At 59.3% G+C, this 19,752-nt stretch carries 17 protein-coding genes and 1 pseudogene; 7 read left to right on the plus strand and 11 right to left on the minus strand.

Translation table 11 applies throughout. The annotated features are described in order from the left end of the window. Positions 1-71: 71 nt before the first annotated feature. The 4 genes from GF111_RS22840 to GF111_RS22855 form a co-directional block, all read right to left on the minus strand. Positions 72-293 (minus strand): hypothetical protein, encoded by a 222-nt coding sequence (locus tag GF111_RS22840; RefSeq protein WP_047730411.1) that lies wholly within the window; start codon positions 291-293, stop codon positions 72-74. Then, positions 290-1,243, minus strand: coding sequence for an AAA family ATPase (locus GF111_RS22845; protein WP_047730412.1), 954 nt, complete (start codon positions 1,241-1,243; stop codon positions 290-292). Before GF111_RS22845 ends, GF111_RS22840 begins: the two co-directional genes overlap by 4 nt. 70 nt (positions 1,244-1,313) lie before the next feature. Further along, positions 1,314-3,290, minus strand: a complete 1,977-nt coding sequence (locus tag GF111_RS22850) for a transposase domain-containing protein (protein ID WP_047730413.1) — start codon at positions 3,288-3,290, stop codon at positions 1,314-1,316. After that, positions 3,287-3,529 carry a helix-turn-helix transcriptional regulator gene (locus GF111_RS22855; protein WP_071845387.1) on the minus strand — a complete coding sequence of 81 codons (243 nt, stop codon included), beginning with the start codon at positions 3,527-3,529 and terminating at the stop codon, positions 3,287-3,289. Before GF111_RS22855 ends, GF111_RS22850 begins: the two co-directional genes overlap by 4 nt. A 232-nt stretch (positions 3,530-3,761) precedes the next feature. On the opposite strand from GF111_RS22855, the gene GF111_RS22860 reads away from it, so the two are divergent. Continuing rightward, positions 3,762-4,250 carry a DNA-binding protein gene (locus GF111_RS22860; protein ID WP_055312678.1) on the plus strand — a complete coding sequence of 163 codons (489 nt, stop codon included), beginning with the start codon at positions 3,762-3,764 and terminating at the stop codon, positions 4,248-4,250. Between the two features lie 309 nt (positions 4,251-4,559). Here GF111_RS22860 and GF111_RS22865 read toward each other — a convergent pair. Continuing rightward, positions 4,560-5,663 (minus strand): annotated as a pseudogene (locus GF111_RS22865) (aspartate aminotransferase family protein); the annotation flags it as partial. A 102-nt stretch (positions 5,664-5,765) separates the two neighbouring features. Between GF111_RS22865 and GF111_RS22870 the strand changes: the two are divergent. Then, positions 5,766-6,641: a LysR substrate-binding domain-containing protein gene (locus GF111_RS22870; RefSeq protein WP_147190628.1), complete on the plus strand. Its 876-nt coding sequence runs from the start codon at positions 5,766-5,768 to the stop codon at positions 6,639-6,641. Here GF111_RS22870 and GF111_RS22875 read toward each other — a convergent pair. Both GF111_RS22875 and GF111_RS22880 read right to left on the minus strand, forming a co-directional pair. Continuing rightward, positions 6,638-8,023, minus strand: coding sequence for a CoA transferase (locus tag GF111_RS22875; protein WP_147190626.1), 1,386 nt, complete (start codon positions 8,021-8,023; stop codon positions 6,638-6,640). The two genes, GF111_RS22870 and GF111_RS22875, sit on opposite strands and share 4 nt — an antisense overlap. Positions 8,024-8,084: 61 nt before the next feature. Further along, positions 8,085-10,268 (minus strand): glycoside hydrolase, encoded by a 2,184-nt coding sequence (locus tag GF111_RS22880; protein WP_147190624.1) that lies wholly within the window; start codon positions 10,266-10,268, stop codon positions 8,085-8,087. Positions 10,269-10,769: 501 nt separating this feature from the next. On the opposite strand from GF111_RS22880, the gene GF111_RS22885 reads away from it, so the two are divergent. Both GF111_RS22885 and mgtA read left to right on the plus strand, forming a co-directional pair. Continuing rightward, positions 10,770-11,468, plus strand: a complete 699-nt coding sequence (locus tag GF111_RS22885; protein WP_038876666.1) for an MgtC family protein — start codon at positions 10,770-10,772, stop codon at positions 11,466-11,468. A 244-nt stretch (positions 11,469-11,712) separates the two neighbouring features. Then, complete coding sequence (mgtA, locus tag GF111_RS22890; RefSeq protein ID WP_038876668.1) at positions 11,713-14,412, plus strand: magnesium-translocating P-type ATPase; 2,700 nt, start codon at positions 11,713-11,715, stop codon at positions 14,410-14,412. A 54-nt stretch (positions 14,413-14,466) separates the two neighbouring features. Here mgtA and GF111_RS22895 read toward each other — a convergent pair whose 3' ends face one another. From GF111_RS22895 to GF111_RS22910, 4 genes are all read right to left on the minus strand, one after another. Further along, positions 14,467-15,240, minus strand: a complete 774-nt coding sequence (locus GF111_RS22895; protein ID WP_038876670.1) for a DUF3307 domain-containing protein — start codon at positions 15,238-15,240, stop codon at positions 14,467-14,469. Positions 15,241-15,242: 2 nt separating this feature from the next. Then, positions 15,243-15,839: a hypothetical protein gene (locus GF111_RS22900; protein WP_147190622.1), complete on the minus strand. Its 597-nt coding sequence runs from the start codon at positions 15,837-15,839 to the stop codon at positions 15,243-15,245. Between the two features lie 213 nt (positions 15,840-16,052). Beyond that, on the minus strand, positions 16,053-16,232 hold the full coding sequence (locus GF111_RS22905; RefSeq protein ID WP_038876673.1) for a hypothetical protein: 180 nt from the start codon (positions 16,230-16,232) through the stop codon (positions 16,053-16,055). 95 nt (positions 16,233-16,327) lie between these two features. Then, entirely contained in the window at positions 16,328-17,446 is a 1,119-nt protein-coding gene (locus GF111_RS22910; protein WP_055312252.1) for a YbdK family carboxylate-amine ligase, read from the minus strand. Between the two features lie 150 nt (positions 17,447-17,596). Here GF111_RS22910 and GF111_RS22915 point away from each other — a divergent pair, with 150 nt between their 5' ends. From GF111_RS22915 to arsC, 3 genes are all read left to right on the plus strand, one after another. Further along, positions 17,597-17,923, plus strand: coding sequence for a metalloregulator ArsR/SmtB family transcription factor (locus GF111_RS22915; protein ID WP_038876678.1), 327 nt, complete (start codon positions 17,597-17,599; stop codon positions 17,921-17,923). Between the two features lie 69 nt (positions 17,924-17,992). Further along, entirely contained in the window at positions 17,993-19,282 is a 1,290-nt protein-coding gene (locus tag GF111_RS22920) for an arsenic transporter (protein WP_055312251.1), read from the plus strand. A gap of 14 nt (positions 19,283-19,296) precedes the next feature. After that, positions 19,297-19,728 carry an arsenate reductase (glutaredoxin) gene (gene arsC, locus GF111_RS22925; protein WP_047730420.1) on the plus strand — a complete coding sequence of 144 codons (432 nt, stop codon included), beginning with the start codon at positions 19,297-19,299 and terminating at the stop codon, positions 19,726-19,728. Positions 19,729-19,752 lie beyond the last annotated feature (24 nt).

Raw genomic sequence — 19,752 nt, forward strand, 5'->3', positions numbered from 1 at the left:
TTTTTGCGCCCCGATAATTAGCGGGATGATGATAAAAAACAGAATTACGAAAAAAACGTCTTCCGACATAATTACTCCCAATACACCGTACAGCCCTGAATGCGGGTAGCATGAACACGTCGCCGCAAACCATCGGTACACACGGTAATTTCAATGACACCCTCTGCCGGTGGCATAGCGGGTGGCGTCACCTGAACGGCGGGCCGTCGGCGGTAGCGTTTCGATTTCTCGATCTCGCTGCCGAAAAACTTCATCACACGACCGACATTATTCACTGCATCAAACATATTCATGCCACTACTCCTTTTTGCGCGTCGCAACCGAGATCTTTCATTGCGGCTTTGATATGAACCTCACTCATAGGCTCGCGTTGAGCCTGAGCAAAGGTGGCGGCAAGGCGCAAGACAAAGAAGGTGATACGTAATGCGCCAGGCTGTTTGGCTAGCCAGTGGATCAAGTCCCGCTCGTTGTCCACCAATCCCCAGGCTTTCGCTACAGCTTCAATATCACCCTTGCGCGGTTGGTTAATCACGACACGCTTGGCGATACGGGAAAATAAGCGTGCAAAATCCACGTTGCGGCTATTATTCCCGGTCATACGTTTATAAATATTGTGGTTGCCAATTAAAGCCAGGCCGATATCGGTTTCTTCCTGCAATATGCGGATCTCTTCGAGGGTGTCATATTCCAGCACGTCCGCTTCATCGATAATCAGCAGGCCGCCGGTACGGCTCAGACGCTGGAGTATCTGGCGAGACAATGCCCCCCGGCGACAAATGGGCTGGTCGATACCAACGGCCAGCGCAAGATCAAATAGGCACTCCAGCACGCTGGCGCGTGATTTTGAGGCTTTAATAGTCCACACATTCGGACGGCCAACAACGAACTCTCTCACGGCGGTGGTCTTGCTAACGCCGGGGTTGCCGTGGATCACCGTAATGCAGCGCGCCAGCTGGGCATACTGGAAGGCCCCCCAAATTTGCAGCACCGTCGGGGTCTGCACAAATTCCGGCATCGCGGGCAAATGGTCACGTTTGGCGTGGTAGTTCTTGAGCCATATCGCCAACGCATCGGCGACTTTCTTGTTGTCGCCCTTGTAGGTATTGCCAAGGAACTGCGAGAAGCGAGCCGCACTCAACCCCGCCTCGCGAGCCAGCTGCGCGCTGGTGAAGTCGGTGGTGTCCAGGATTTCGGTAATGGCGGTGCGTATTTCTTCAAAACCGACTTGATTTTGTTCTTTCATTTTATATATCCTTTCCGGGTCTTATCTGTTTTGTGTTTACTAAAGGGCAGCCGTTGCGAGGCTGCTTTTTTTATTTCTGCTGACTGGCCAGCTTCGAAATATATTGTTGAAAGGCAATCTCGTTATCGCTGAATTCGGCTTCATCCTCGACGGGCTGCACTTTCTTAACGGTATTTCCTTGATTGAACATGCGAACCACCTGGCGTTGTGGCGCTTCCGGTTCGGGAGAGCGGCCCATTAATTCCGTCAATTCCAACATATCCATTGCCACTTGCGCCTTGGCGGCTTTCTTGGTGGCTTTCACCATCTGAGTGCGCAGGCGTGAATGTTCGCGAGCCTGCTGCGTATCGCCAAAGGCTACCGGTGCCTCGCACTTGGCCTCGCAGATAAATTCACCGTCCAGGGTGTAGCAATACACCTTCGAATGCAGATCCTGCGGGTCGAAGCGCACAACGACTTTATGCGTGCGCATATTGCGCAGGGCTTCGCTGATATAACGGTTTTCCTGCTGCTGAATCTTTCCGCCAGCTTTAAGAACGAAGCTACCATCGCGCTGAACGGTCACGGCCTCGGTCGAAAGCATCAGCATACGCAGCTGTTCATCCGGTAAAAACTCGATGATCTGTTGGCGATAACTGGCGTCGAATGCCTCATTAAACGACAACTTACCGGCGCAGATTTCGGTGTCACGTCCGACCGCTGCGTTAAACATGGCCACGCCTTCAGCTACCGCCTGCATAAACGTATCAACGTTGATAGGCTTGGGCTTATAGTCCGGTTTTTGCATCGGGTTCGGGCCGGTGTACGCGCCAGCGCAGAGCGGGCTTTTATCGATGTACTCTCCCAGGCCGCCAACGCCAAAAGCACGCTCTACAGGTTTAGCCTGGCCCCAACCTTTGCCCGCGACGACGCTCGTCCAGTGCACATTGAAGCCGAGCATGGGTAAAATGCCTTCAATATCATCAGGTTTTACTTTGAAACGGTAACGGTTGGGTAAACCGCCGGTCATGGTCTTGTTCGCTGCCGCACGGGTATTGTCGATCGTCGCCTCTTTCGGTTTACCGTACTGGCGGATCACATCCAGCAGGGAAAGGCGGATAGAGTCGGTGTTTTCGCTCAGGTCAACGCGGTAGCCCAGGATTTTTCGGCTGTAAACGCACTGCCAGAACCACGTTTTAGGCCGCAGCACTTCGCCATTGAACCAGGTCACGCGCACGTTATGGTGATAACCGTCGCCATTGATCCACTCCAGCGCCCGCAGGTTAGCCACAGAGCGTTTTTGTGCGGGATAAAGGCGATGTAAAGCATGTTCACCTTCGCGCATAAGCACACGCACCTCGACCGGGATTTCTTTCTCAACGCGGCGGCGCACCGTATCAAACGAGGGGATTGTCCAGCTATGTTTGCTGGCGGCGAGTTCAAGGCGCTCGTAGGATTTTGTCATTGCGGGTTGCTCCAAACGCAAGTAATCGGCTTTGAAGAACTCCCAGGCCTGCTCGTCAAAATCGGCTTTTGATGCAGTGGCCGTGCGCTCTATCAGGCGATTGTCGAGCAACGCCGGCCCCCAATCAGAACGAGGGTGCTTTTGTGCTTTGCCGTACCAGCGGCGCAGACTGTTGGGAGAAATGCCGAGATTACCGGCGGCCACATCAGCGGCGGCGCGAACTTTTAGGCCGCTTTCAACTAATTCAGCCATCAGAACAACAGACCTAACTCGCTCGGACGCTTGATCTCGTTGCGCGGCGTTTGCCTGCTCCCAGCACTTCCAGAGGCGCGTTCTGGCAGGATCTGCAACCTTACGCTCAGGGAGAGTAATCAGGCCTGAGGTTGTTTCCACTTGATTATGACGTTTCAATACAGCAGCCCTTACCTCCGGTGGTAAGGCTGAAATATGGTACTCAAATGCCTTACTTCCCGTGCGCTTACGGGTCAATTCTTCATTGCCAGAAACAAACTCTTCGAGATGTTTACGGATACCAGGAACCGAGGTAGGTAAGTTTGGAAGTCCAATGCATTCCTGTACCGTTACCCAAATTCCCCCTCTCATACAGCCTCCTTCAGTCCGTTTTTCTTGGATTCGTAACGACTTGGCCAAATAGTCTCTGGCGGAACTCCTATAGCTTTTGCCACCAAATTTTCAGCCTTTGGCCAGTGACGGGTTAGTACGTTGCGCAGTGAATCAGGCGCAAGGCCCGCCTCTCGGGAAAGAGAACGCATGTTCTTTCCTTTTTTTTCCAAGGCACTTTTGATATCTGCGCGATGCCAGTCTTGGTTTTTTTGCGACATTCTGCGATCCTTAAAGGTTATCAGCACCGATAACACAAGCTGATTATCGGTATAGATACAGAATAGATCACAAAAGAAAGCATGTAAAGTACGTTTATTTCTTTTGCTGAGACGAGTTGGAGCTGAGTTAAATGACTAACTCATTGATAATAAATGGCATTACTCAGAACAACGTAAAAAGAAAATATTTTTCTTTTTTGCGTTGGTGAAAAGAAAGTTATTTGGAGAGAGGATGACTATTAAAGAGTGGGTTACCGTACAAGAGTGTATGGGAGCTCCGGGGTTCCCAAGTACTGCTCCCAGTGTCCGCAAGAGACTCGATGATTTATCGAAAGGACATGCATCGCTGCGGAGAAAGCGCGAGGGTACAAAGGCAACGGAGTACCATGTATCGTTGCTTCCTGAGTACCTACAGGACTATTTTAGCGGCGGCTCTGAAAAGACAAGAGTACATACAAAGAAAGGGAAAACAAATAATAACAATGAATTACATGATTTTTGGGAGATGATATTCAAGCTTCTTAGCGAGGAAGAAAAAAACTATGCTATTGATATTTTTAAACGTGGTGGGTTGAATGCTCTTTTACCTGAAGTTATGAGCTTATCCCAAGCTCCAGACGTCCAACGCCAAGAGATTTTACTCGAACGTGGTAGCCTTCCCGAAGGCTCGACAGCGGCGCCCGTAGAAACTACATCACACCGTACTAAAAAAGCTGGTTGATACTACTAAGTATGGTATCGGCTGGCTACATCCACACCTCTCAGATAGAATAAGTCGTATCGAATAGAGCAGAACAATTTGAACGCTCTTTGAAGTGGTTTCAATCAGGTAGCAAGTGGATCAGGTTATTTGCAATACGCTAGTTTAACGCAGTAATTGGATCAATATAGTTTTAGGCACTGTGGCCACATGTAACACCATCATCTCTCAGTGAGAAGCCCGGAATCATTGGGTTTACTCCCATCAAATACCGGGTAATCCCGGATAATCCCCGATAAACTTTCTGGATCACTTTGGTTAAGTATCGTCATCCCGTATGCCGCTGCGGCCATAGGCTTTCAGCGTCAGCCAGAGCGGCAGGGCGCGAAAGCGCCGCGAATTTTCCGGCGTCAGATGCAGATAGTTGTCCGGCCGCGGCGTCGGCGCTTCCAGGTAGGCCGAATGGTTCTGAAATACCTGCATCTGCAGATCCAGATGGCGGGTAAATTGGATCGCGCTGTCATAAGGCACGTTCAGCCATTTGTGCGCATCGACGGTGATGGAGTCCGCCTGTTGCCAGCCTGCAAGTCGCGGTGCATACAGCGGCGAACAGGCCGCCACGCCCCCGAAGGCCGCATCGACATGCAGCCAAAACGGATAACGCTCCCGCAGCGCCAGCAGACGCGGCAGATCGTCGAAAGCGACGGTGTTGACCGTGCCGGCGCTGGCCAGCACCAACGTGGGGCGGCCCTCGCCGGCGGCGAGCTGCCGCTCCAGCGCCGCCATATCCATAGCTTCAGACTCCGGCAGGCTGGCGACGGTCGTCAGCGCGTCGCGGCCGATGCCGAGCATGCTGAGCGCCTTTACGCTGCTGGCGTGCGGATTGGCCGCCAGCACCCGGATGGGCCCCAGCGCCGCCAGGCCCCGTTGGGCAACATCCACGCCGTGCTGTTGGCCCAGCCACTGCCGGCCAATGGCCAGCCCGGCGAAATTGGCCATGGTGGCGCCGCTGACCAGGCTGCCGCTGAACGCTTCCGGCAGGCCCAGCAGGGATTTCAACTGCGTCACGGCGGCCAGCTCGATCGCCGCGGCGATCGTATCATGGCTGAGCTGGCTATTTTGGTCTGTCACGCTAACCAGCCAGTCCGCCGCGACCGCCGCCGGGGTGCCACCGCCGGTGACGAAGCCGAAATAACGCGGGCCGGCGCTGGCGGAAATGCCCGCCTGATAACGTTGCCAAAAGTCATCCAGCGCCGCCAGGGCGCCTTCACCGTTTTCCGCCAGCCGATCGTCACCGGGTTGCAGCTGCTGTTGCGCGAGCGGTGGGCAGACCGATCGCTGCTGCAGCCCGGCCAGAAAATCTTCCGCCAACTGGCGGGTGTGGTCGAGGATCTGCGGAAACTGTGTAAGATCCTGTTGTAAACGTGGGTGCATGGCGGCTCCGAAAGCATCAGGGATAGATGGCATAAACATAGAACAGTTGCCTGCGGGCCAAAATCGATGAAAAATAACCTTTTTGGATAATCCGGCTAACCAGTGATGAGTGAACGCCTTCCCCTGCACGTCTTGCCGACCTTCGTTATCGCCGCCAGGTTGGAGAATTTGCGCGCCACGGCGCAGCAGGTGCATTTAACGCATGGTGCGGTCAGCCAGCAAATCCAGCTGCTGGAGCAGGCGGTCGGCTACCCGCTGTTTGAACGGCGCGGGCGCGGTGTGCGTCTGAATGCGGCCGGGAAAGAGATGCTGGCGGCGGTAGAGCCGGCGCTGCAGGCGCTGCAGCAGGGCGTTGCCCGCGCCCGGCGCGCCGCGGCAAGCCAGACGCTGCGTATCAGCGTGCTGCCGTCTTTTGCCCATTACTGGCTGTTACCGCGCCTGCCGGCCTTCCATGAAGCCTGCGCCGATATTGCGCTGGATATCGATGCGTCGCTGACATTGCAGGATCTGTCGCAGCGCGGATTCGATGCGGCGATCCGCATCGGCAACGGTCAGTGGGCGGGACTGCAGGCACAGCGCATCGCGTCGGGCGACGTGCTGCCGGTCGCCTCGCCGGACATGGCGCTGCAGTGGGGAACGGCATTCGAGAACGGCGGCGACGTTCCCTTGCTGGAGCACGACGTCAGCCCTTGGCGCGCCTGGTTCAATACGCAAGGGCGCTCGCTGTGCGGGCGGCAACAGGCGTTGTTCAACGATGCAGGATTGTTGATTCGCGCGGCCGAGCAGGGGTTTGGCATCGCGCTGGCGAAAACGCTGCTGGTGCAGGATGCGATCGCCGCCGGGAGGCTGGTGGCGTTGGCCGCACCCTGTCGCCTGAGCGATGACGACGTTTATCTGGTGTGGCCGCAGACCGCCGGGTTGACGCCGTCGGTTTTGCGGTTGCTGCAGTGGCTGCAGCAACAGTTGGCGGCTATTTAACGGCGCAGCCAAGCCGGCTGCGAGGTGCCGAGCGCGGTCGCCGGCAGCGCCCATTGCAGCGCCGTGCCCTGCAGGCTTAACGGGGCGCGCAGACGTTGCGCGGCGCCCCAGTCGGTCAGTTCCGTTTCCGGGTTTTCGTCGGCGGGGCCGGCCGGCGCCGGCGCTTGTGGCCGATAATGCGCCGGATAGGGATGCGCCAGCAGCAGTTGCGCCGTGCGCGCCAGCGACAGCCTTGCGTGGTAGCCGGTGCCGCGGCTCAGGCGCTGCGCCATACCGGTCAGCACCGCCGCCGCCATCAAATAGCCGGTGGCGTGGTCCAGAGCCTGTACCGGCAGCGGCACCGGCAAACTGGCGCTGCGCCAAACCATGCCCGCCTCCGCCAACCCGCAGCTCATCTGCACCAGGCTGTCGAAACCGCGCCGGGTACGCCACGGCCCGCTCCAGCCGTAGGCATTCAGACAAACGTCGATCAGGCCCGGCGCCAGCGCGCGTCTTTCCTCCGCGCCATAGCCCAACTTCTCCAGCGCACCGGCACGGTAGCCATGCACGATCACGTCGGTGTTTCTCAGCAGATGTTCAAACGTATGGCGATCGTGCGCATTGGTCAGGTTGAGGCGTGCGCTGCGCTTGCCCAGCATCACCTCGTGCTCGACGCCGGGCTCATCCCAACCGTAAGGATCGATGCGCAGCACGTCGGCACCCAAACCGGCGAGAAAACGGGTGGCGATCGGCCCGGCGAGAATGCGCGTCAGATCCAGCACCCGCACGCCGTGCAGCGGCCGGGCTATGGGCAGCGCCCAACCCGGCGGCGACGCTTCCGGCTGCAGCGAGGTGTGGATCAAGGGTTCGAGCGCCACGCTCTTGCCCTGAATATGTTGCCGCCACGCGGCCGCCGAGCGCATTTGGGCCGCACAGCCGCCGGCTTCGATCACTGCCTGCACCAGCTCGCTCTTTTTCCAGCTCAGCACGCGCGCCGCCAGCGTGCCTTTATCCGATGCCGGGTCCAGCACCTGTTCCACCGCCCGCCGATGGTGCGGCGCATTGGTATGCAGGCGTATCCAGCCGTCTGTCGTCTCGTAGTCGCCGGCCAGGGCGTCCCAAGCTGCAGGCAGCGTCCAACCCAGCGGACGCAGCGTCCAGCCGAACCAGAGCGAGGCCAGGCGTTGATCGATCCAGACCTGCGGCGCCTCGGCTGCCTCGCGGCGAAGCAATTCGGCGCAGGCCAAACCGGCGGCGCTCCAGGCGGCGGTAGCCAATTCGGTGACGGGAAAAGCCGAAGGCAATGCGCCGGTACCGCTTACGGTTAACCGGTCGCAGGGCGCGGGGCGTTGCTCCAGGCTTTGCCAAATCTCGTCGAGCAGAGTGTGGATCAGAGGCGTCATCGGCCACTCCTTGCGGGTCGTCGGAAATATAGCCTAGCGTAGCCCACCGCCGGCGACCTTGCTAAGGCGCAACGTCGAACGTGCGGCCGTCGGCCAGTTGGGCGCGCAGGCTGAGGGCCGCTACGCCGGCGAACGGCTGCGCGCTGAAGTTGGCGGTCAGCGTCGCCCCGTCGCTGAACGTCGTCTGTTGCACCCAGCCGTCCCGATCGAGCCAGCGGAAGTCGGTCAGCGCTTTGTCCCACAGGGCCTGATGCAGCGGCCGGAAGGCGGCGTCGGCGCGCTTGATCGCCGGCAGGCGGGCCGCCAGGGTGGCGCGGCTCAGATGGAACATCGGCGCAGTGTTGTACAGCTGGCTGAGCAGACTACGGGTGGTCTGAACGTCGCTGAACTTCAGATTGTCGTAATTCCAGTGGTGGCTGCTGACGATCGCATCGTGGAAAACGGCCTGGTACAGCGGCAGGCGGTAACGCGGATCGAATTCGACGGTGCGGTAGGGCTGTTTCACCTTGGCGGGGCGGAAGAAAAACGCCGGTTGGGCGTTGGGCCACCAGGCGCCGAGATAATAGGGCGAGGATTTATCCTGATTCATCTGTTTATCGCCCCAGCCGAATCCCCAGGTTTCCATGCCGTGGGCGAACATCAGGCTGCGGGCGGTCACCGCATTGCCGTCCTCCGAGCCGAGCGGCAGCTTAAGGGTGGCGCTGAACCAGGCCAGCCTGGCGTTGCGCGCTTCGGCCATTTGCGCCGCGCCGGTCGGGTGGTTGGGCTGATAGTCGTCGGAGACCATGCCGGTGCCGTCCACGTCGAGAAACAGGCTGTTCAACCCGGCCAGTTGCACCAATTCGCGCATGCGCTGTTGAGAATAGGGCAGGACGCAGCCCGGATTGAGGTAGTAACCCTGTTTGCCGAAGCCGGGTTTCTTGCTGCCGTCGGCGCGCACGATGGCGCAGGTTTCCCGCAGCGCCGTCGGCAGTTGCGCGGTGAGCCAGCTGTCGTTCACGCCGCGTGGAATGGCGGTATCGTAGGAGTCGTAGCTGGCGATCAGATAGCCGGCCGCTGTGGCGGCGGTTACCGCCTGCGGGTGCAGGAAGGCGGCGGTCCAGTTATCTGTGCCCAACCACAGGCGCGGCAAACCGGCCTGGCGCAGCGCATCGATCACCGGTTTGGCCAGCCCTGGCCCCCAACGGTCCGCCGGGGTTAACCAACGCCCCAGCTCTCGCTGCGCCCGCTCCCGCACCGCAGCGGCCTGGCGCTGCTGCGCCTGCAGAAAATCGGCGTCATCCGGCGTGGCGCCCAGCGGAATTTGCGCCGTCAACGCCTGGTTGATGCCGTCGATCAGGGGCTGTTGCTGCCAGCCCTCCGGTGTTTTGCCCGCCAGCTGCAGCAAGGATTTTCTGCTCTCGGCATCCATCTTCTGCCGCAGCCCTTCGGCGGCGGGAGAGGCAAGGTAGTGCAGTAACCCCGGCCAATCTTTGACGTCTTCCGCCGCCAGCAGTTTGTCGCCCCACAGGTAGACATGGGTGGCGCCGATCAGCTTTTCGCCTTCGGGCGCCTGTTTTATCTTCTCGCGCAGGCTGCTGAACTGGCCGTTTTGTTGCAAATAGTCGCGGTAGCGGCGGGCGCCGGACAGCGGGGTGTCGCCGACGTGCAGCAGCACCTCGAATGCCTGCTGTTGGTTGAAGCGGTTGAACTGATGCCCGGCGCGCATCTCCAGCTTTTCCTGCGCGGCGGCGAAGGTGACCCGGTTGCTGAACGGCGTCAACATCAGCCAGCTGTAGACCTTGCCCTGGTATTGCTGGCTCCACAGCGGCAGCTTCAGATCCCAGTTGGTATCCAGCGGTGTCATTTCCGCCGTCAGGTAATGGCGCCAGACCGCGTTGTCGAGCGGAATGCGGCTGCCTTCGCCGATCGGCAGCAACAGCGTTTCCGCCTGCGGCGGCAGGCGATACCAGTTCAGAAGCTGTGGCCGGTCGCTGCTGAAGCTCAGGCGCAGATCGCCGTCCTCCAGCCTGGCGCTAACCTTGACCGCGCTCTGCGGCCAGCGCCAGCTGGCGCGTTGTGGCGACGCAGTGAGATCCGCTACCGGTTGCGCGGGCTGCGCCAGATTGACCGGCACAGCGCCGGCGGCAATGCGCAGCGTGGCGGGATCGAGTTCGAACTGCGCGTCGCCTTGCTGCAGCAGCAGGGCATCGGCGGGAAAGCTGACGAGCAGCGCGAGCGCGAGCGGAGAAAGCCGGTGTTTCATCGGGGGCGTCCTTGAAAGATGAAGGAGGACAGTTTACCGATAAGCGCACTGGCACCCAACGTTGTCGCTGCCTATTTGTGACATCGAAATATGATCGCGGTATTCCAGTTTATTTTTCGTTTAATAAATTAGCCTTTACTTCATTACCTGACGTCACTATACTCAGCCAAAATTTCGGTGGAGAAACCCAATTGGACAGTTGTAGTTGTAATAAAACAAATAAGGCAAGCTGACCAATTCTCTTCTGATTTGTTGCTTGCCGTTATCGGCGGGCAGCACCCCTCTCCAGTTATTCCTGAGCTGTGCATACCCGAATAAAAAACGTGTCCTGAGGCCTGACGGTTTCAGGTGAATTGAGTTGGACGTTATTATGGTATTCTGCAGCCACAGCCTTTTCCCTCCAGGCACAGCACGCTGATTCGCTGATTTATTTTCGGCGCGACTTTGCGTGTGCTAAACAGCACATGATTTTATCTCCTGCGGTTAATTAAGGGGACAGTCATGGCTATGACTCCTTTCGTTTTAAATTTATTGCTGGCAATGTGCCTGGGCGCGGTGATTGGCGCCGAGCGCCAGTGGCGCCAACGTATGGCCGGCCTGCGCACCAATGCGCTGGTAGCGACCGGCGCGGCGGTCTTTATTCTCAGCTCCATGTCCACCGATCCGGCCAGCGCCGGCCGCGTGGCCGCGCAGGTAGTCTCGGGTATTGGCTTCCTCGGCGCCGGCGTTATCATGCGGGAAGGGCTGAACATTCGCGGCCTCAACACCGCCGCCACGCTGTGGTGTTCGGCGGGGATCGGCGTCCTTTGCGGCCTGGGCCAGCATTGGGATGCGGTGGTCGCTACGCTGGTTATCCTGTGCGCCAATATCCTGCTGCGCGAAGCCGCGCAGCGCATCAACCTGCAGCCGCACCAGCAGGCGACCGATCTGGAACTGTGCTATCGCATTCAGGTGACCTGCGGCGAACAGGATGAAATTCTGGTGCGCACCCTGATTCTGCAGGCGCTGAATGGCGTCGCCTTGCGGCTGCAGTCCTTGCGCAGCGCCGATATTTCCAGCCCGGGGCAATTGGAAGTGTGTGCGGAAATTACCGCTACGCCGGCTGCGCAAAAAGAAATTGAGGGTATTGTCTGCCGCGTCAGCCTGGAAAAAAGCGTGAGTGCCGTTCGCTGGCGCGTCGCGTCCGAATTACCGGTCTAATTAATTTATATAAATATTTACTAACTTGATTATATGTTCAGGTTTATTCAGGCACGCCTGAATAACGCGGAGCATTAAGGAGGCGTTATGGACGATGACCCCGGAAGGGAAATGATTTCTGCGTGGCTGACAGGGTAATCACGCTATTCAGTCACGCTAATTAAAAAATTCCACTCTGCGCAGAGTCACCTGTTTATCGGGCGGGATATCCCTGTGCGCAGAACGAAAATAAGAGAATAGCGTTATGACTCAGATTAATGAAAGAACGCGTCGCCGTGATAAAGACGCGGTGACCTACGCCATTGCGCAAGAGGCGACTAACAGCATCGCCCAAACGCTGGCGAACCTTAAGTGCAACCGCAACGGCTTGACCCAGGACGACGCCGATGAGCGGTTGGAGCAGTTCGGCGCCAACCAGGTCGCCCACGACAAGGCGCCGCATGCTTTGATTCAGCTGATCAAGGCCTTTAACAACCCGTTTATCTTCGTGCTGATGGTGCTGGCTGCGATCAGTTTCTTTACCGATTATTGGTTGCCGCGCCAGAGCGGTGAAGAAACTGAACTCACCGGCGTTATTATCATTCTGACCATGGTCACGTTGAGCGGGCTGCTGCGTTTTTGGCAGGAATACCGCACCAACAAAGCGGCGGAAGCGCTGAAGTCGATGGTGCGCACCACCGCCACGGTGCTGCGCCGCAGCAGCTACAGCGCGCATCCGCTGACGCTGGAAGTGCCGATCCGTGAACTGGTGCCGGGGGATATCATTCAGCTCTCCGCCGGTGACATGGTGCCGGCCGACGTGCGTCTTATCGCCTCGCGCGATCTGTTCATCAGCCAGGCGATTTTGACCGGCGAAGCGATCCCCATCGAGAAATACGATGCGATGGGCAACGTGGCGCAGAAGTCGAGCGACGGGGAGGTATCCAGCGAGAACGCGCTGCTTGAGCTCTCCAATATCTGCCTGATGGGCACCAACGTCGCCAGCGGCACCGCCACGGCGGTGGTGGTGGCGACCGGCGGACGCACTTACTTCGGCTCGCTGGCCAAGTCGATCGTCGGTTCGCGGGCGCAAACCGCGTTCGATCGCGGGGTGAACAGCGTCAGCTGGTTGCTGATTCGCTTCATGCTGGTGATGGTGCCGGTGGTGTTGCTGATCAACGGCTTCACCAAAGGCGACTGGAGCGAGGCGGCGCTGTTCGCACTGGCGGTGGCGGTCGGCCTGACGCCGGAAATGCTGCCGATGATCGTCAGCTCCAACCTGGCCAAAGGGGCGATCGCCATGTCGCGCCGCAAGGTGGTGGTGAAGCGCCTGAACGCCATTCAGAACTTCGGCGCCATGGACGTGCTCTGCACCGACAAGACCGGCACCCTGACCCAGGATCGCATCATTCTCGAGCACCACATCGACGTCACTGGCGCCAGGGATAACGAGGTGCTGCACCTGGCCTGGCTGAACAGCTTCCATCAGAGCGGCATGAAGAACCTGATGGACCAGGCGGTGATCCGCTTCGGGCGCGGCAAACCGGGGATCGAAGCCCTGGGCCGTTTCAGCAAGGTGGATGAGCTGCCGTTCGACTTCGTGCGCCGCCGGCTGTCGATCGTGGTGGCGGACGAAAATGGCAAGCAGCAGCTGATCTGTAAGGGCGCGGTAGAGGAGATGCTGGAGATCGCCACTCACGTGCGCGAAGGCGACAAGACGCTGGAACTGGACGACGCGCGCCGTGCGGCGCTGCAGGCGCTGGCCCGCGAGTATAACGAAGACGGTTTCCGCGTGCTGGTGCTGGCGACGCGCGAGCTGGATGCGCAACGCCCGGCCGACCCGCTGAGCGTGGCCGACGAGCGCGACATGGTGGTGCAAGGGCTGCTGACCTTCCTCGATCCGCCGAAGGAGAGCGCGCAGCAGGCGATCGCCGCGCTGCAGGAAAACGGCGTGACGGTGAAGGTGCTGACCGGCGACAACCCGGTGATCACCTGCAAGATTTGCCGCGACGTTGGGCTGGAGCCGGGTGAACCGCTCTCCGGGCTGCGAATTGAGCAGATGGATGACGAAGAACTGGCGCGCGAAGTGGAGCAGCGCACGGTCTTCACCAAGCTGACGCCGCTGCAAAAATCGCGGGTGCTGAAAATGCTGCAGGCCAACGGCCATACCGTCGGTTTCCTCGGCGACGGCATCAACGATGCGCCGGCGCTGCGCGACGCCGACGTCGGCATTTCGGTCGACACCGGCACCGACATCGCCAAGGAGTCGGCGGACATCATCCTGTTGGAAAAGAACCTGATGGTGCTGGAAGAGGGGGTGATCAAAGGGCGCGAGACCTTCGGCAATATCATCAAGTACCTGAACATGACCGCCAGCTCCAACTTCGGCAACGTGTTCTCGGTGCTGGTGGCCAGCGCCTTCATCCCGTTCCTGCCGATGCTGGCGATCCACCTGTTGATTCAAAACCTGATGTACGACATTTCTCAGCTGTCGCTGCCGTGGGACAAGATGGATAAAGAGTTCCTGCGCAAGCCGCGCAAGTGGGACTCCAAAAACATCGGGCGCTTTATGCTGTGGATTGGGCCGACCTCGTCAATCTTCGATATCACGACGTATGCGTTGATGTGGTACGTGTTCGCCGCCAACAGCGTGGAACACCAGGCGCTGTTCCAGTCCGGCTGGTTCATTGAGGGGCTGCTGTCGCAAACGCTGGTGGTGCATATGCTGCGCACCCAGAAGATCCCGTTCATTCAGAGCACCGCGGCGCTGCCGGTGTTGCTGACCACCGGGTTGGTGATGGCGCTCGGCATCTACATTCCGTTCTCGCCGCTCGGCGCCCTGGTTGGCCTGCAGCCGCTGCCGTGGGAATACTTCCCGTGGTTGGCCGCTACGCTGGTCAGCTACTGCGTGGTCGCGCAGTTGATGAAGCGTTTCTATATCCGCCGCTTCGGCGAGTGGCTCTAAGCCGCCTCGGCGTTCACTTCGGGGGCGAAATTCTTCGCCCCCGCACCCCTACACCTACAGCAGTTTGTTGACCAACAGGCCAAGCATGATGGTCAGCGTGAAGGAAAACAGCGTGCCGAGCAGCACATACTCGGTGCGCATCTTATCGTCGCTCTGGCGCAGATCGCCGAAACGGAAGATAGATTTGGCCGCCAGCAAAAAGCCGATCGCCGGGATTTGCCCCAGCAGCACAAAAGTCAGGATCAGCGTTCTCTCCAGATAGCCAATCTGTTTGCCCGCGCGCAGCAGCGAGTCGTTGTCGGCCTTGGCCGAAGGCGGCATTTGCGGCGTCCAGCGCGCCAGCAGCTGCCCGATCAGCAGACTCATCGGCAGATAGATCAGACTGTAGGCCACCAGCACCAGGCCGGTTTGCCAGCGCCCCAGTTGCCGCCCCAGTGCAGCGAGCAGTTCACCGGCGTTCGGCGTCAGCCCCAGCCACAGCAAGGCGATCACCGCCAGATGCAATCCCTGATCGAGCAGGAAACTGCGGGCCGGGCTCAGGCGGCTCATCGCGGTGACTTTCAGCAGATCGATCAGGTAGTGGCTGACGGCGATGACCAGCAGGCTGGCCAGCACCTGAAGTGAGGAAAGCCCGCCGTGCAGCAGGCCGAAACCGGCCACCACCCAGGCGGCCAGCACCCCGTGCAGCAACGCGTGCAACACCAGAAAACGTGAACGTGCGCGCTGTTGGATTTTATCTTCCACCCAACTCAGCGGCTGCAGCGGAAAATCCGCCAGCAGGTGGACGAGCAACAGCCAGGCCAGCAAAGGCGCGTAGGTCAGATCCATAGTCAGACGATCCTGTTAATGGCGTGAATAAACCGCATGATTTCCTCGTAGGCCGCGCGTTTCAGCGCGGCGGAGACCGTGGAGGCGGCTTTCTGCAGCTGGTCCGCCACGGCGACGCCACTGTCGGCGAACATTCTCGCCTGAACGATGCGCGCTTCGGCCTGTGACAGGCGGCCAATCACATGATCTAACATCGGCAGCAGATCGCTGACAATGGCGTTTGTCCGATCGTTGTCGGTTTTCAGAGCCAGCCGGCAATTTTTTGCCATGGCGTCCAGCGCGCTGCCGGAATTGATAAAGGCGCTGCCGTAACCGGCGGCGTCGGGCCGTTGGCTGCCCAGCCCGATGGCGATGCGCGCATCCCAGTGCGCGGCACCCATTGCCCGCAGCGCGAGGCGAATGTACACCGCCAGCAGCAGCCCGTCCTCCGGGGCGGCCTGCGCCTGGAAGGCATCGCCGCGAAAGATTTCCACCTGATGCAGCCGCCCGTCGCGCCGCAGCCGATCGAGCAGGCTATGCAGCCCATTGAGGTAGTTGGCGGTGTCTGACCGGCGAGAATCGACCAGATCGCCGCTGATAACGCTGATTGGCGTTGGCATGGCGTGTTCCGTTGTTTGCCGAGGGATGACTATAAATTCGCACCTGGATGCGAATATGTCAATAATTCGCCTGTGGATGCGAATTTATCAGGTTTTCGCCTGTGGGGACGAAACGAGGCTGGGCGAGCAGTGGGGGATGAACGGCCGGGAATGCGCGGGCCTGTCAGGCTCGCCACCGGCGGCGTAGAGGAAAAGTGGCCGGCGACCGGCCGTTCAGAAGCTTTTAACCAGCAGGTCACGCGGCATTTCGCTGCCGTGTTTCAGCAGGTGCTCAAACGAACGTTCGCTGCTTTTCAGCTGCTGCAAAAACTCTTGCGGCGACAGATCGTGTTTTTTGCCGCTCATGTAAGCCAGCGCCAGTTCTTTTGCCTGATAGCGGGAGAAGTTGTACATGGTGTCCTCGATACGGTGAATGTCAGTGCTCACGATTGTAGCGAAAGAGCACATAATGAACAGTGGCTTTAGCGTATGGAATCGATAGCTGAAACTTAACTTGCCGGTTGCAACAGCTCGTCGCACAGGCGCTTGATCACCTGAGCCTGCGGCAGGCCGTTGTGCAACATCTGACGGATATGCTCCGAATCGCTGATGCCCTGGCGGACATGGCGCTCGATCGCCTGCAGCACGGCCCGATCCTCCTGTCGCTCGGCGCAACTGCTCAGCGCTTCGAGCGTGTGCAGGATGTGGGCGGTCAGGCTGCTGCGGCGCAGCGTCGCGGAATCGACGTATTCGGCGGCGAAACCGCTGCGATAGGCGTTGATCTTGTTGTAATGGGTGAAGGCATCGTATTCCGGCGCGATCGGCGTCCTGCGCCGCAACAGAAAATCAGCCAGCAGACGGCAGTAACCGACCAGCCGCACGGCATGCGAGAGGCGCAGCGGCGTATCGCAGATGCGGATCTCCACCGTACCCAGCTCCGGTTTCGGCCGCGCATCCCAGTAAATATCCTTGACGTTTTCAATCACGCCGGCGGCGTTCAGCCGTTCGTAGTAGGCGTTGAATTCGCACCAGCTGTAGATGTGTTCCAGGCACCCGTAGTTGGGGAAGGAATTCTGGGCGCTGAAACGGGAGCTGGCAAAGTGCGTGTCGACGCCCTGATACAGCGGCGACGAAGCGCTGAGCGCGATCAGCTGCGGAAAATAGGGCGTCAGCGCATGGCACAGGTACATTGCCTCGTCCCCGTCGTTGACGCCGAGGTGGATGTGTTGGCCGAACACGCAGGCCAGCTTGGAGAGATAGCCAAAGCGGCTGGCCAACTGCCTGTAGCGCGCGCTGTCGCTGATGACCTGCTTGCGCCAGTCGTTGCTGAGATGGCGGCCGCCGCCGCAGACGTCGCAGCTCTGGCGCTGTGCGCTGCGCCGGACGGTTTCCGTCAGGGCGCGCAGCTCGGCGTGCAGCTCATCGAGATCGCGATGCACCGAGCTGTTCAGCTCCACCATCGATTTGGTGAGCTCATGTTTGACGCGCCGGCGATCGCCGACCGCGCTGACCACCCGATCGGCCCGATCGGCCCGATCGGTGAGATCGTAGCGCTCGTCATCGACCAGCTGCAGCTCTATTTCGGTGCCGATGGAGAGCCTTTCCGAACGTTTGAATGTGAGCGGCATGGTGCCTCCTTCCTGCAAGAACAGCATAACGATAAGTATATGCCTCGGCGAGAGGGACAACGTCTGCGTTTTATATTTGTTTTTTCGAATATGAAGATGGTATCTTCACAAGCGATTTGTGGAGAAGAGAAAGGTTAACGGGAGTGCGAAATGACGTCATTGACGCCGCTGAGGCTGTTTAAAAACTTGTCGGACGAAACGCGTCTGACGCTGGTGCTGTTGCTGCGCCACGCCGGCGAGCTGTGCGTGTGCGAGCTGTCGGGCGCATTGGCGCTGCCGCAACCCAAAATCTCAAGGCATCTGGCGATGCTGCGTGAAAACGGGCTGTTGCTCGATCGGCGCGATGGCAAGTGGATACATTATCGCCTGTCGCCGCATATGCCGGCCTGGGCGGCGGGGATTATTGAGCAGGCTTATCAGTGTCGGCCAGAACAGATGATGGCGTTGGCGCAACGCGTGGCGAAAGGCTGCCCGTAACGATAAAAATTTTGCATAAACACATGCGAAAAATCATATATGTAAATTTAAAGAGGCAGTGAGACGGCGATGATGGTGGCAGGGGCGATCTTTATTCTGACGTTGGCCTTGGTGATCTGGCAACCGAGAGGGCTGGGTATCGGCTGGAGCGCGGCGTTCGGCGCGGGATTGGCATTACTGAGCGGCGTGGTGCACGTCGGCGATATTCCCGTGGTGTGGCAGATAGTCTGGAATGCGACTGCGACCTTTATCGCCGTCATCATCATCAGCCTGCTGCTGGATGAGAGCGGCTTCTTTGCCTGGACCGCCTTGCACGTCGCGCGCTGGGGCAACGGCAAAGGCCGATGGTTGTTTACCTACATGCTGCTGCTGGGGGCCGTGGTGGCGGCGCTGTTCGCGAACGACGGCGCCGCGTTAATCCTTACGCCGATCGTGATCGCCATGCTGTCGGCGCTCGGCTTCCGCCCTGCGGCGGTGCTGGCTTTCGTGATGGCGGCGGGCTTTATCGCCGATACCGCCAGCCTGCCGCTGGTGGTGTCCAATCTGGTGAATATCGTTTCGGCGGATTTTTTCCGGCTGGGCTTTACGGAGTATGCGGCGGTGATGGTGCCGGTCAACGTTGCCGCCGTGGCGGCGACCCTGGTGATGTTGCATCTGTTCTTTCGCAAGGATATTCCGCGGTGCTACGCGTTGACGCGTTTACCGATACCCCAGGATGCGATTCGCGATCGTGCGACTTTCCGAACCGGCTGGGCGGTATTGGCGCTGTTGCTGATGGGTTTCTTCGCCCTGGAGCCGCTCGGTGTGCCGGTAAGTTTGGTCGCTGCCTGCGGTGCGCTGGTTCTGCTGGCGGTGGCGAAACGCGGACGGGCGATCGATACCGGTAAAGTGCTGCGCGGGGCGCCCTGGCAGATCGTGATTTTCTCGCTGGGCATGTATCTGGTGGTTTATGGGCTGCGCAATGCCGGCTTGACTGAGCTGCTTTCCGGCGTATTGGACGCGCTGGCGCGGCAGGGGCTGTGGGCGGCGACGTTCGGCGCCGGCTTCCTGAGCGCGTTTCTCTCTTCCGTCATGAATAACATGCCGACGGTGCTGGTGGGGGCACTGTCAATTGACGGCAGTAGCGCGGAAGGCGTCATCAAGCAGGCGATGATTTACGCCAACGTCATCGGCAGCGATCTCGGCCCCAAAATCACCCCGATCGGCAGCCTGGCCACGTTGCTGTGGCTGCATGTATTGGCAAGGAAGAACATCGTCATTACCTGGGGCTATTATTTTCGCGTGGGGCTGGTGATGACGCTGCCAATCCTGTTCGTCACCTTGGCCGCGCTGGCGCTGCGGCTGTCCGTTTTGTCTTAACCGGAGAAACCGTCATGAGCAGTATCAAGATTTTTCACAACCCGGCCTGTGGCACGTCGCGCAACACGTTGGCGCTGATCCGCAACAGCGGCGTTGAGCCGGAGGTGATTTTGTATCTGGAAACGCCTCCCAGCCGCGAACGGTTGATTGCGCTGCTGGCCGAGATGGGCATGACGCCGCGCGCGCTGCTGCGTAAAAACGTCGCGCCTTATGCCGAACTGAAACTGGACGAAAGCGGCTGGAGCGATGAGCAACTGATCGACTTCATGTTGCAACAGCCGATCCTGATCAATCGGCCGATTGTGGTGACACCGCTCGGTACGCGTCTGTGCCGGCCGTCGGAGGCGGTGTTGGATATTCTGCCGGATCCGCAGCGCGGCGCTTTCAGCAAAGAGGATGGGGAGCCGGTAATCGATGCGCAGGGCCGCAGGATAACCAAAGGCTGATCGCTGCGGCCCGGCGTCTGGCAA

It is taken from the genome of Serratia sp. HRI (assembly GCF_010119335.3).
GTDB classification, from domain to species: domain Bacteria; phylum Pseudomonadota; class Gammaproteobacteria; order Enterobacterales; family Enterobacteriaceae; genus Serratia; species Serratia nevei.